Genomic DNA, 13,828 nt, shown 5'->3' on the forward strand with positions numbered 1-13,828 from the left:
GAAAATTATTGCTTACAACCTACAATAAAAGCCCCGGCAAGATACCGAGGCCTTATTATACATAGGTTATATTACTTACCGTTTATTTAGAGGGTTTCCGCCGTCTCAAGCATAAGCGCTTCGGTCCGCTCTGTATCACGAATCAGAACCGGCTTCAGATACTTACCTGTGTAAGACTCTGTGACTGTAATGATCTTCTCCGGTGTCCCTGTTGCCAGGACGGTACCACCGCCGCTACCACCTTCCGGTCCCATATCGATGATATAATCCGCTGTCTTGATTACATCCAGATTATGTTCAATAACAAGAACCGATTCTCCGGAATCCACCAAACGATGCAATACCTCAAGCAGACGACCAATGTCATCTACATGCAGGCCTGTTGTAGGCTCATCCAAAATATAAAGTGTTTTACCCGTGCTGCGACGGTAGAGCTCAGAAGCCAACTTTACCCGCTGTGCTTCACCACCGGATAAAGTGGTTCCCGGTTGACCAATCTTAATATACCCAAGTCCTACATCCATCAATGTTTGCATTTTACGATGGATACGCGGGATATTTACAAAAAACTCTGTTGCGTCCTCTACCGTCATCTCTAACACATCTGAAATGTTTTTGCCTTTATATTTCACTTCTAGTGTTTCCCGGTTATACCGTTTGCCCTTACATACTTCGCAAGGGACATACACATCCGGCAAGAAGTGCATCTCAATCTTAATGATCCCGTCTCCACGGCAAGCTTCACAACGTCCGCCTTTTACGTTAAAGCTGAAGCGTCCCTTTTGGAAACCACGTACCTTAGCCTCATTTGTCTTGGAGAACAGGTCCCGGATGTCATCGAATACACCTGTATAGGTTGCTGGGTTGGAACGCGGCGTCCGCCCGATTGGCGACTGATCGATTTCAATAACTTTATCGAGATTTTCTAGTCCACGAATTTCTTTATGCTGACCAGGACGCACCTTCACAGCCTTATTCAACTGCCGTGCCAAACTCTTGTAAAGAATCTCGTTGATAAGCGAGGATTTACCAGAACCCGATACACCTGTCACCGCTGTAAATACACCTAATGGAATCTTCACATTCACATTTTTCAGGTTATTCTCTTTAGCACCACGTATTTCTACCCAGCGATCATCGGTAGGACGGCGTTTAGCGGTAACCGGAATAAATTTACGTCCGCTTAAATATTCACCCGTTAATGAATTCGGATCTTTCATAATCTCTTCTGGCGTCCCTTGAGCCATAACTTGTCCACCATGAATACCTGCGCCCGGACCAATATCAATAATGTAATCCGCTGCCATCATCGTGTCTTCGTCATGCTCTACAACAATCAGCGTATTGCCTAAATCACGCATATGCGCAAGCGTAGAGATCAGGCGATCATTATCTCGTTGATGCAAACCAATACTTGGCTCATCCAGAATGTACAATACACCCATGAGACTTGAACCGATCTGAGTAGCCAACCGAATACGCTGCGCCTCACCACCGGAAAGCGAACCCGCTGCACGGCTAAGCGTCAAATAATCCAAGCCTACATTCACAAGGAATCCAAGCCGATTGCAGATCTCTTTTAAAATGAGATTGGCGATGGCTGTTTCTTTTTCGCTCAATTTTATCTCTTCAAACCAATGCTGACAGTCTCCTATTGAAAGGTCCGTAACATCAGAAATATTATGATCATTGATAGTCACAGCTAATATTTCTTTTTTCAGACGTTTACCTTTACATACATGACATGGCTTAGCACTCATAAATCCTTCGATAAATTCACGAATACCATCCGAAGCAGTTTCACGGTAACGCCGCTCGAGGTTAGGTATAATCCCTTCAAAAGCAACCATCGCATCTTTCTTTTGACCGAAATCATTTTCATAACGGAAGCGAACCTTCTCACTGCCTGTACCATTCAGTAATTTATTCATATGATCAGGTGTCAGACTGCTTACCGGAACGTTCTGAGGAATTTTAAAGTGTTCACAAACCGACTTCAGAAATTGTGGATAGTAATTAGAAGTACTTCCAGTCCAAGCTAAAAAAGCACCTTCTTCAATGGATTTCTCAGCATCAGGAATAAGCAGGTCTGGATCGACCACCATCTTCATGCCAAGTCCATCGCACTCTGTACAAGCTCCAAACGGACTGTTGAAAGAGAACATCCGTGGTGCCAACTCTTCAATACTAAAACCACAAATTGGACAAGCAAAGTTAGAGCTGAAAAGCAGCTCTTCCTGGCCGATGATATCAACAAGGATTTTACCGCCCGAAAGCTTAAGCGCCGTCTCCAGTGAATCCGTCAGCCGGGTCTCCACATCGTCTTTAACAACGATCCGGTCTACCACAACTTCTATTGTATGTTTTTTATTCTTTTCTAGTTCAATATCCTCTGACAGATCTCTTAGCTCCCCGTCCACACGCACACGTACGAAGCCTTGCTTAGAGATATCTGTGAAAAGTCCTTTATGCTCACCTTTACGTCCTGAAATGATTGGCGCCAGGATCTGTAACCGAGTTTTCTCTGGATACTGCATAATCCGGTCTACCATCTGTTCAACGGTCTGGGAGGTAATCTCAATGCCATGCTCTGGGCAATGGGGATGACCAATACGTGCAAAGAGCAGCCGCAAATAGTCATAAATCTCCGTAACTGTACCTACCGTGGAGCGTGGGTTCCGGCTTGTTGTCTTCTGATCTATAGATATCGCCGGGGACAAACCATCAATCGAATCCACATCTGGTTTCTCCATTTGTCCCAAAAACTGACGTGCATAAGCCGACAAAGATTCAACATAACGCCGTTGTCCTTCAGCATAAATCGTATCAAATGCAAGCGATGATTTACCTGAGCCGCTAAGTCCCGTCAGCACGACGAAACGGTCACGTGGAATCGTCACATCGATGTTTTTGAGATTGTGCGCCCTCGCGCCTTTAATTACAATATTTTCGTTCGCCAACGGAACCTCTCCTTTTAAAAAAACTATTTCAACTTTATTTCAAAATATTCTCAAAGCCCTTTCAAAGCCCTTTCAAAGCCTTTCGATCCCTCCCAAACCCTCCCTTCCAAGGGAGGGCCCCAAGGGTTGCACCCTCTGGACACCCGCATTTTCTGGAGAAGGAGTATGGTGGGAGGTAACTTAGTGACTACGACGCTCGGAGCGCTTATCCCTGCGGGACCGCTTGGACATTCTCGCACTACCTAAAAGCAGGTACAAGCAACTGTCATAGACGTTGCATGGTGCTGTCCCTGCGGGATACGCATAAGTGCCAAGTTCATTGCATGGTGTTGTCCCTGCGGGATACGCATAAGTCCAAGTTCATTGCATGGTGCTGTCCCTGTGGGATACGCATAAGTGCCAAGTTCATTGCATGGTGCTGTCCCTGTGGGATACGCATAAGTGCCAAGTGCATTTCGGGCACTGTCCCTGCGGATATGCATAAGTGCGATAAACATCGCGGGATACGCGACCCTCTATTGATTCAAAAAGAACGGTCTAGGACAGCACCGTTCAATACCTATTTTAAATATCGGTGATGCATTAATGGTTTGTTACTCAGCCCGAAGCTCCAGCAATGCGTCGCGTAGCTCTGCCGCGCGTTCGAATTGCAGGTTCTTGGCAGCGTCCTTCATTTCAGCTTCCAGACGCTGGATCAGACTTTGTTTTTCTTTCTTATTCATCTTGCCACCAACACCTGTGAGATAATCAGCTTTAGACTCAGCAACCTTCGTTGCCTCGATGATGTCACGCACTTTTTTATTAATGGTGGTTGGGGTGATGCCATGTTTCTCATTATGAGCAATCTGAATGGCGCGACGGCGCGATGTTTCGCTCATCGCTTTTTCCATCGAATCAGTGATCCGATCACCATACATGATTACACGACCCTCAGAGTTACGAGCCGCACGGCCAATCGTCTGAATTAGTGAACGTTCGGAACGAAGGAACCCTTCTTTATCGGCATCGAGAATTGCAACTAAAGATACCTCCGGTAAGTCGAGACCTTCTCTCAGGAGGTTAATCCCTACCAGTACATGGAACGTACCGAGACGAAGATCCCGCAAGATCGCCATCCGTTCCAGTGTCTTGATGTCAGAGTGCATGTAACGAACCTTAATCCCGATTTCCTTAAAGTAGTCTGTCAGATCCTCCGACATCTTCTTCGTCAAAGTGGTAACGAGTACACGTTCATCGCGTTCAACCCGGTCACGGATTTCGCTAATCAGATCATCAATCTGACCTTCTGTAGGACGGACCTCGATGATTGGATCCAATAGACCAGTCGGACGGATAATCTGCTGCACCATAGTTTCGCAGTGTTCCATTTCATAAGGTCCAGGTGTCGCGGAAACGTAAATGATCTGGTTTACTTTATCTTCGAACTCTTCGAACTGAAGCGGACGGTTATCCAGTGCAGAAGGCAGACGGAAACCATGCTCTACCAACACTGTTTTACGCGCCCGGTCACCGTTATACATCGCCCGAATTTGCGGAAGGGTAACATGGGATTCATCTACGACGATTAACATATCATCAGGAAAATAATCCATTAACGTATATGGAGTTGCTCCCGGTTCCCTGAAGGTTAGTGGCCCGGAATAGTTCTCGATCCCCGAACAGAAACCCACTTCCTTCATCATTTCAATGTCGTAACGTGTCCGTTGTTCCAAACGTTGCGCTTCCAGAAGCTTGCCTGCGTCACGAAGCACGGTCAGCCGCTCTTCCAGCTCCCGTTCAATATTGACTATTGCTACACGCATCGTTTCTTCCTTGGTAACAAAGTGAGAAGCCGGAAAAATGGCGACATGATCGCGTTCACCGATCAATTCGCCCGTTAAAACATCTATTTCAGTGATCCGCTCAATCTCATCCCCAAACAATTCAACACGAATCGCATGTTCACCCTGAGAGGCTGGGAAGATCTCAACCACATCACCACGTACACGGAATGTTCCGCGTACAAAATTGATATCATTGCGCTGGTATTGAATATCCACCAGTCTGCTCAGAATCTCATTGCGCGGTTTCTCCATCCCAACCCGCAAGGACAACAGCAAGCTTCCGTATTCCATTGGTGAACCGAGACCGTAAATACAAGACACACTCGCTACAATAATAACGTCACGCCGTTCGAACAAGGAGCTTGTCGCGGAGTGGCGAAGTTTATCAATCTCTTCGTTAATACTGGAATCTTTCTCAATATAAGTATCGGAGGAGGGAATATACGCCTCTGGTTGGTAATAGTCGTAGTAGCTGACGAAATAGTCTACCGAATTATTCGGGAAAAACTCCTTAAACTCACTTGCCAGCTGGGCAGCCAGTGTCTTGTTATGCGCAATAACCAGCGTGGGGCGATTTAATTTGGAAATAACTTGCGCGACAGTAAAGGTCTTCCCTGTACCTGTCGCTCCCAGCAGCGTCTGGTGCTTCTTACCCTGCCGGATGCCTTGTAGTAATTCATCTATGGCATGAGGCTGATCGCCCTGGGGTGTATACTCGGACTCCAATTCAAAAGTCTTCGTACTGACGACAATATCACTCATTTGCCCGTCTCCCCTCTATCGTCTAAACTAGATTAATATATTATAATTGTTGTCTGAATCTTCTCTCTCCATACGACAGTAAAAAATATGGAAGATAAGAATATGTGTTCCCGTTCATTATACAGTGTTGCTTAGATCGATGCAAACCATAATACACAGAAATGTTAGGAGCTTGAAGCATGGATATTACCGCAATAATCGGCCTAGTGGCCGGACTGGCTGCGCTAATCGGCGGCTACCTCTGGGAAGGCGGAAGCCTTTCCGGACTGCTGCAGCTTAATGCAGCTTTGATTGTATTTGGAGGTACGATTGCTGCCGTAATGATCAGCTTCCCGGCAGCTAAGCTACGCTCCATTCCCGCCGCTCTGCGCATGGCTTTTGGCCGCAATCCTGAACGTGATGAAGAGAAAGCAGAAGAGCTTATCGCAATGGCCACAGTGGCCCGCCGCGGCGGCGTTTTAATGCTCGAAAAACAAGCGGAACTGCATCCTGATCCTTTTACACGCGAAGGACTGTTGCTTATCGTCGATGGCACTGACCCTGAGCAGGTAAGACAGATTTTGGAATTGGAAATGGATGCGAAAGAATTGAAGCATGAAAGCTACGCCAAGATTTTTGAAGCCGCTGGCGGATATGCTCCAACGATGGGGATCATCGGTACAGTTATGGGACTCATTAGGGTACTGGGCAACCTTACGGACCCATCAAATCTAGGTACCTCTATCGCAGTAGCGTTCACTGCAACACTGTACGGAGTAGCCATCGCTAATCTAATATTTTTACCCATTGCTTCCAAAATCAAATCCCGCAGCCAAAGTGAGCTGCATAGCATGGAGATGCTGCTAGTAGGCATTCTTTCTCTACAGAACGGGGATCATCCGCTGCTGGTGCGTAAAAAACTGAACTCCTTCATTTCAGACACCACCACAGATGACCGTGCAGAAGCAAGAGGTTTTATATGAGACAAAGAGACCGGCGCAAACGGCGGGTAGAGAATCGAGAAAGCCGTGATCGTTGGATGATTACTTACGCTGATCTAATTACACTTTTACTTATATTTTTCGTTATATTGTATGCGATGAGCAGCCTGGACACTGACAAATATAATATCGTGACCGGCTCTTTATCCCAGACTTTCAAGTCGAGCAGCACTGTTCTTGAAGGCGGGGATGGTATTTTAGATGCTGGAAAGACCCCTGACAACAAACCAGAGAGTACAGATGGGAATGCGAACGCAACTGCAAAACCAAATGACGGTTCTGATGAACAAACGGAGAATGAAACACCTTCAGCGCGGGAGTTGGCTTTTCGAGAACAAGAGGCGAAGCTTGCTGAGTTAATGGGTGTGATCACCCACTATGTGGAGGAGAATAATCTCGGTGAACAAATATTTGTAGCCGACAAACCGCAGGGCATAGAAATAACGCTCAGCGACCGTTTTCTATTTGATGTGGGTAAAGCAGATGTGAAGTCACCAGCCCTTCCTGCTCTTCAGCAGTTGTCTGGCTTATTCAAAGATATCGGAGCAACGATCAGCATTGAAGGACATACGGATAATACACCAGTGTCATCAGCTTCACGTTATAACGACAATTGGGAGCTATCGGGTGCTCGTGCGCTTTCTGTGCTGCGCTTTTTCTTAGATAATGAAGGACTGAACCCGGACACTTTTCAATATGCAGGTTATGCCGATACCCGACCAACAGCAGATAATACTACGGTAGCAGGCAAACAGAAAAATCGACGCGTAGAGATCATTGTACTTCGACAGCTTCAAGAGGTGGAATAAAATATAGTTGCTTGCGCTCAGAGCTAAGTTCGGCGGCAGGGGCCTTTGCAATTACCACATTGAGCTTACAAGGGGCTTCATCCAATTTAATTAGGGAAAACCTCCCTGATTATTCACCTATTATCGTATCCAATCGCGGAATGAGGGAATTTCTCCCTGATTATTACTCTTTTTAGTCTGAAATAGTGGTTTTACCGAGATGATTAGGGAGGAATTCCCTAAAACCCTAACTCTCACGCTATAATCGTCTAAAATGAGGGAGGTTTTCCCTAATTCCATACTCCACTAGACCCTCAAACCACTCGATTGGGTTTACGAATACTCGCACAATCCACATAAGAAACACAAACAGCAAGTCCCCGAATCACAGAAACTTGCTGCTAAAAATATCACACTTGATCAGACTATTTTCCGTCCCCGATTTCCAATTATTCAGCAACTAACGCGCTATAACCGGCTGCATCTAACAGACCTTTTACAGCATCAGCATACTCTCCATCAACTTCAATCTCAAAAATCCAACCCCCGCCATACGGCTGATCATTGATAAGCTCCGGACTAGCTTCTAATCCATCATTCACCTTGGTAACCGTCCCAGAGACGGGCGAATACAACTCCGATACCGTCTTAACGGATTCGATACTGCCTACGCTGTCACCGGCCGAAATGGTCGATCCTACCTCAGGAAACTCAACAAATACGATGTCGCCTAATAAATGCTGAGCATGGTCCGTAATCCCAACACGTACTACTCGTCCTTCTACTTGCTGTGCCCATTCATGCTCTTCGCTGTAAAGAAGGTTGTCTAATACTTCACTCATTTCAAGCCGCCTCATTTCCAATTTGGAGTTCTAAATTTAGTTATAGCCTAAGTTATCCCGGCTCACAATGTCAATATTACTAACAGGAAATTTAAATTTGTCATTTTTTCGACGTTTTCTTGTTGACAGCGTCCGACTATACCCGTTTAATGGAGACATACAAGTAGAAATGACGTTGTCGTCTTTTTATAGACAATAACCGTTTCTCGAAGAAATATAATTGCGGATGATGGCATAGGGAGAGACTGTCTCACTTGAAGACGGCGCCGAAGGAGTAAGCCCTAACAGGGGTGAATCTCTCAGGCAAAAGGACCTTTGTCGGACGTATCTCTGGAGAGCATCAGACGCAAGGCTAGATGCGTCAGATCACCAACGGGGAAACCTGCAAGCTAGTTACGGCAGGGTAACTCTCAGGTACAAAGGACAGAGCAGAAAGCGATTTGTGCATTTATGCATGATTGCTTCTGCCTGTCCTTTTTTCGTATGTAATCAGATCAAGGGGAGTGACGACATGGATGCTTTGAGAAGAACACCTTTTTATGATCTCTATTCCGCTTATGCGGAGTCCAGGTGCATTGACTTCGGTGGCTGGGAGCTGCCAGTACAGTTTACAGGTATCGTGAAAGAGCACGAAGCCGTTCGCCAGCAGGCTGGGCTGTTCGATGTCTCGCATATGGGTGAACTCATGGTGATTGGGAGCGGTGCAGAAGCCTTTTTGCAAAAAATGACAACCAATGATGTCAGCCGCCTCACGGATGGTGCGGCACAATATACGCTGCTCTGTTATCCAAATGGCGGAGTTGTCGACGATCTACTCGTGTATCGCCTAAGCGAAGGGCGTTATATGCTCGTCGTTAATGCCTCCAACATCGACAAGGACTTCCAGTGGCTGCAAGAGCATTTGACCTCTGAATTCGGCGAAGTCACGCTCACTAATGTCTCTGACGAGACGCTTTTGCTCGCCTTGCAGGGTCCTCTGGCAGAGACCATTCTCGCGGAAGTTACTGATGCCCCTATTTCAGCACTCAAGTCTTTCCATTTCATCGAACGCGCTACCGTTTGCGGTGTAGAGGTACTTATCTCCCGTACGGGTTATACCGGTGAAGATGGCTTCGAGATCTACGCTCCGCTGGAAGGTGCAGAAACGTTATGGAACGGACTGCTTGCAGCAGGCGCGCCTCACGGATTAACACCTGCTGGACTGGGTGCCCGGGATACCCTGCGTTTTGAGGCAAAATTACCACTGTACGGTCAGGAGCTATCCGCTGACATCACCCCGCTTGAAGCAGGAGTACAGTTCTTCGTGAAGCTGGACAAAATAGACTTTATCGGACGCGATGCACTAATACAGCAAAAAGAAACTGGGATTCCCCGTCGCCTTGTCGGCCTAGAAATGATTGATCGAGGCATTCCACGCTCCCATTATCCTGTTTGGGCAGATGGGGTTAAGATTGGTGAGGTCACAACCGGAACACAGTCCCCTACGCTGAAACGTAACCTGGGGTTGGCATTGCTTGATGCTGCTTACAGTGAAATAGGCACAGAGGTTTACGTAGAGATACGCGGCAAGCAGCTTAAGGCTGTAGTGATTAAGGCCCCTTTTTACAAGTATAAACGCCTTTAGCGTCCATATAAGGACGGTGAGCTTTTAAGCGAGAAATAGAAGAATAAAGTATAGCGTGAAAATTGTACTTTCTTATATTCTAAAAAAGCCAAGGAGTGAAACCTTAATGAAGCACCGTTATCTGCCCATGACAGAACAGGACCGCGTAGAGATGATGGAGGCCGTCGGAATTCAGTCTATAGATGAGCTGTTCTCCGATATTCCTGAAGCGGTACGTTACCAAGGCACTATGCCGATGTCTGAACCACTCGATGAATACGCCCTGCTGCGCCACATGAAAGGTTTGGCTGACCAAAATGCCGACTTTGATTCTCACGCCAGCTTCCTCGGCGCCGGATTATACGATCATCACATCCCTGTGGTCATCAACCATGTCATTTCCCGTTCTGAATTCTACACTGCCTACACTCCTTACCAACCGGAGATCAGCCAAGGTGAGCTGCAAGCGATCTTCGAATTCCAATCCTACATTTGCGAACTAACCGGTATGAAAGTTGCCAATGCCAGTATGTATGATGGCGCTACAGCTTTATCCGAAGCAGCGGTTCTCGCGGCTGGTGCTACCAAACGAAAAAAATTAATCGTCTCCCGTACCGTTCATCCTGAGGCTCGCCAAGTGCTACGTACTTCGGCTAATGCTTGGGGTCTGGAGGTGGTGGAGATTGACTATAAAGACGGTGTTACCGATCAAGCTAAGCTTGCTGAAGCTATCGATGGTGATACTGCCGCAGTACTGGTGCAATCGCCTAACTTCTTCGGTAGCATTGAGGATCTTCGCTCGGTTGAGCCGCTGATTCACGCGGTTAAAGGTCTTCTTGTAGTCAGCGCCAACCCAATAGCTCTTGGTGTACTTGAAACTCCGGGCAAACTTGGAGCCGACATCGTAGTCGGTGATGCTCAGCCACTCGGTATTCCAGCTTCTCTCGGGGGTCCAACTTGCGGATTCTTTGCCGTAGCTGATCACCTGATGCGCCGCATGCCAGGCCGGATCGTTGGCCAAACGGTAGACCGTAATGGTAAACGTGGCTTCGTTCTTACACTTCAAGCGCGTGAACAGCATATTCGTCGTGAAAAAGCGACATCGAATATCTGCTCCAATCAGGCACTGCTGGCTCTCTGCGCATCCGTCTACTTGTCCGTTATGGGCAAAGAAGGCATGCGTGAAGTAGGCGAACTAAATATTCGCAAAAGCCATTACGCTGCTAATAAACTTAGCGGACTAACAGGTGCTGAACTTGCCTTCTCCTCCCCATTCTTTAACGAATTTGTTGTGAAGCTTCCTGAAGGCAGCAGCGTGACCGCTATTAATTCTAAGCTGCTGAAGGACGGTTATCTCGGCGGTTATGATCTGGGTCGTGATTATCCTGAACTTGCTGGACATATGCTGGTTTCCGTAACGGAAAAAAGAAGCAAAACCGAAATCGACCAATTCGCTAGCGCACTGGAGGGCTGTTTATGAAACCGGAGCAAAGTCTAATTTTTGAATTAAGCCGTCCGGGCCGCTCGGCCTACTCCTTGCCACTATGCGATGTACCACAGGAAGAAACCTTGGAGTCCCTGATTCCATCAGGTTTACTCCGTAGCGAACCCGTCGTACTTCCAGAAGTATCGGAAGTGGATGTCATTCGCCACTACACTTCTCTTTCACGTCGTAACTTTGGTGTAGACAATGGCTTCTATCCACTCGGTTCATGCACGATGAAATACAATCCGAAGATTAACGAAGATGTTGCCCGCTTCTCCGGCTTCGCCAAAATTCATCCCTACCAACCGGAAGAAAGTATTCAAGGCGCACTGGAATTAATGTATACCCTGCAAAATGATCTGTCCGCGCTGACGGGCATGGATGCTGTATCCTTACAGCCTGCCGCAGGTGCTCATGGTGAATGGACCGGCCTCATGATGATCCGCGCCTACCATGAAAGTCGCGGCGAGACGCGTACTAAGGTTATCGTGCCGGATTCCTCGCACGGAACCAATCCTGCTAGTGCCTCAGCAGCAGGACTTGAAACGATCACGATTCCTTCCACAGATAAAGGAATGGTCGATCTTGAAGCACTGAAAGCAGCCGTCGGTAGCGACACAGCCGCACTAATGCTAACTAACCCAAGCACACTCGGCTTGTTCGAAACCCAAATCGTCGAGATTGCTGAGATCGTGCATGAAGCAGGCGGCCTACTCTATTACGATGGAGCCAACTCCAATGCCATTATGGGCATTACCCGACCTGGCGACATGGGCTTTGACGTTGTGCATCTGAACTTGCACAAAACGATGAGTACCCCACATGGCGGTGGCGGCCCTGGAGCCGGACCAGTCGGCGTAAAATCTATCCTCATTCCATTCTTGCCTCAACCTACTGTGGTGAAGAATGAAGATAGCAGCTTCTCACTCGACTTCGGCGGACACGAATCCATTGGACGCGTGAAAGCTTTTTACGGAAACTTTGGTATTCTGGTTCGTGCCTATGCCTACATCCGGACCTATGGTCCAGACGGACTGCGTGAGGTATCCGAAAATGCCGTGCTGAATGCGAACTATATGATGCACCGTCTGGCGCCGTATTTTGAAATCCCATATCCGGGTGTATGTAAGCATGAATTCGTGATGTCCGGTAAAAACCTCAAGCAATATGGCGTGCGCACCTTAGACGTTGCTAAACGATTGCTCGACTTCGGCTACCACCCGCCAACCGTGTACTTCCCTCTGACCGTTGAGGAATGCATGATGATCGAGCCGACGGAAACCGAAAGTAAAGAAACGCTAGACGGCTTCATCGATACGATGATTCAGATCGTTAAAGAAGCGCAGGAGACACCGGAAATCGTAATCAACGCACCGCATACCACAGAGATTAGCCGTTTGGATGAGACACAGGCTGCGCGTAAGCCGGTTTTGAATTGTTCTTGCGGTTAATATTTCAATAATAAATCGAGTAGGAGGGGGCGGCGAGCCCCCGGCCTCTCACACCACCGTACGTACCGTTCGGTATACGGCGGTATTCCGTAAGGAGTTGTATCTGTCCAATACACTCTTTAATCCATTGGATTCCCAATATTGGTTATTCAATGCACGTTGCAGAATTGGACTCCCTGCAATTCGCCAATACCCTTTCCGAGTATTTCCCCACTCAAAAGGCTTATATCCTTAGGCACGCCTAAGGATATAAGCCTTTTGACTTTGGTTCTCGGGCTCTTCCATTGCTTCCAGAGACACATTCGCAATCTCCTTCGAATCCACATATCCATCGCTTTAAAGGCACTTGGCGTATCCGCCAGCGAGAAATATCCGTGCCATCCCATCAAGTATCGATTGAGCTCCTGGATTCGCTCTTCCGTTCGCATCGCTTTCTTCCGGGACGTTATCTCCCGAATTCGAGCCTTCGCTTTCTGCAAGGACTGTTTTGCTATCCTCACCTTGGGCTCTTTATCGCTACTAAAGCAAAACCCAAGAAATTTCCGTCTCCATGGGCGGTCCACCGCACTCTTCGCTTGGTTCACCTTTAGTTTTAGTCTTGTCTCAATGAATCTGGTGACGGATGCCTTCACTCGCTCTCCTGCTCTTAGTGTTTTCACATAGATGTTACAGTCGTCCGCATAACGGACGAAGCGGTGTCCACTTTTCTCGAGTTCCTTGTCGAGCTCGTCCAAAACGATGTTAGATAACAACGGACTGAGTGGACCACCTTGCGGTGTCCCTTCTGTTGTCGTATTTACTAGCCCGTTCTCCATCACACCTGACTGAGGATATTTACGAATCAGCAGGAGAACTTTCTTGTCCTTCACTTTAGCCGAAATCTTCATCATCAGTCGGTCATGGTTGACGCGATCAAAGAATTTCTCCAAGTCTAGATCGACTACGAATCGATATCCCTCTTTCATGAATGCTCTGGCTTTCCTTACCGCATCATGCCCTTGTCTTTTCGGACGAAATCCATAACTATCGGCTGGGCGCACTAAATAAAGGAGACCACTTAACACGTGGTCTCCTTTTCTCATATTAAAAAATGCTATTTTACATACAGAAGTTCTGGATTATGTACGGGATTA

General features: G+C 47.3%; 8 protein-coding genes, 1 pseudogene and 1 riboswitch. Of the genes and pseudogenes, 5 read left to right on the forward strand and 4 right to left on the reverse strand.

What is annotated here, in order from left to right; translation table 11 throughout:
* Positions 1 to 86: 86 nt before the first annotated feature.
* The gene (gene uvrA / locus NSQ55_RS27775) at positions 87 to 2,960 is read right to left on the reverse strand and encodes an excinuclease ABC subunit UvrA (RefSeq protein WP_076137311.1); all 2,874 of its coding nucleotides are present in this window, start codon (positions 2,958 to 2,960) and stop codon (positions 87 to 89) included.
* A gap of 593 nt (positions 2,961 to 3,553) precedes the next feature.
* Positions 3,554 to 5,545 (reverse strand): excinuclease ABC subunit UvrB, encoded by a 1,992-nt coding sequence (gene uvrB / locus NSQ55_RS27780; protein WP_036678623.1) that lies wholly within the window; start codon positions 5,543 to 5,545, stop codon positions 3,554 to 3,556.
* A gap of 179 nt (positions 5,546 to 5,724) precedes the next feature.
* On the opposite strand from uvrB, the gene NSQ55_RS27785 reads away from it, so the two are divergent.
* Together NSQ55_RS27785 and NSQ55_RS27790 are read left to right on the forward strand one after the other, a co-directional pair.
* A complete protein-coding gene (locus NSQ55_RS27785) occupies positions 5,725 to 6,507 on the forward strand; it encodes a flagellar motor protein (protein WP_076123782.1) in 783 nt (260 codons plus the stop codon).
* Positions 6,504 to 7,334 carry a flagellar motor protein MotB gene (locus NSQ55_RS27790; protein ID WP_038573513.1) on the forward strand — a complete coding sequence of 277 codons (831 nt, stop codon included), beginning with the start codon at positions 6,504 to 6,506 and terminating at the stop codon, positions 7,332 to 7,334. Before NSQ55_RS27785 ends, NSQ55_RS27790 begins: the two co-directional genes overlap by 4 nt.
* Before the next feature lie 428 nt (positions 7,335 to 7,762).
* On the opposite strand, the gene gcvH is transcribed toward NSQ55_RS27790, so the two are convergent.
* Entirely contained in the window at positions 7,763 to 8,155 is a 393-nt protein-coding gene (gene gcvH, locus NSQ55_RS27795) for a glycine cleavage system protein GcvH (protein WP_036678614.1), read from the reverse strand.
* Positions 8,156 to 8,381: 226 nt separating this feature from the next.
* Positions 8,382 to 8,480, forward strand: a riboswitch (glycine riboswitch).
* 186 nt (positions 8,481 to 8,666) lie between these two features.
* On the opposite strand from gcvH, the gene gcvT reads away from it, so the two are divergent.
* The 3 genes from gcvT to gcvPB all read left to right on the forward strand — a co-directional run bounded on the left by gcvT (position 8,667) and on the right by gcvPB (position 12,695).
* The gene (gene gcvT / locus NSQ55_RS27800; RefSeq protein ID WP_339170082.1) at positions 8,667 to 9,779 is read left to right on the forward strand and encodes a glycine cleavage system aminomethyltransferase GcvT; all 1,113 of its coding nucleotides are present in this window, start codon (positions 8,667 to 8,669) and stop codon (positions 9,777 to 9,779) included.
* 106 nt (positions 9,780 to 9,885) lie between these two features.
* Complete coding sequence (gene gcvPA, locus NSQ55_RS27805) at positions 9,886 to 11,238, forward strand: aminomethyl-transferring glycine dehydrogenase subunit GcvPA (RefSeq protein ID WP_339170085.1); 1,353 nt, start codon at positions 9,886 to 9,888, stop codon at positions 11,236 to 11,238.
* Complete coding sequence (gene gcvPB / locus NSQ55_RS27810) at positions 11,235 to 12,695, forward strand: aminomethyl-transferring glycine dehydrogenase subunit GcvPB (protein ID WP_076192472.1); 1,461 nt, start codon at positions 11,235 to 11,237, stop codon at positions 12,693 to 12,695. The genes gcvPA and gcvPB overlap by 4 nt, the downstream gene beginning before the upstream one ends.
* Before the next feature lie 48 nt (positions 12,696 to 12,743).
* Here the strand turns inward: gcvPB and NSQ55_RS27815 are convergent.
* A pseudogene (locus NSQ55_RS27815) lies at positions 12,744 to 13,720 on the reverse strand (reverse transcriptase domain-containing protein); the annotation flags it as partial.
* Positions 13,721 to 13,828: the final 108 nt, after the last annotated feature.

This window comes from Paenibacillus sp. FSL H7-0943, from assembly GCF_037963265.1.
Classification (GTDB): domain Bacteria; phylum Bacillota; class Bacilli; order Paenibacillales; family Paenibacillaceae; genus Paenibacillus_AQ; species Paenibacillus_AQ odorifer.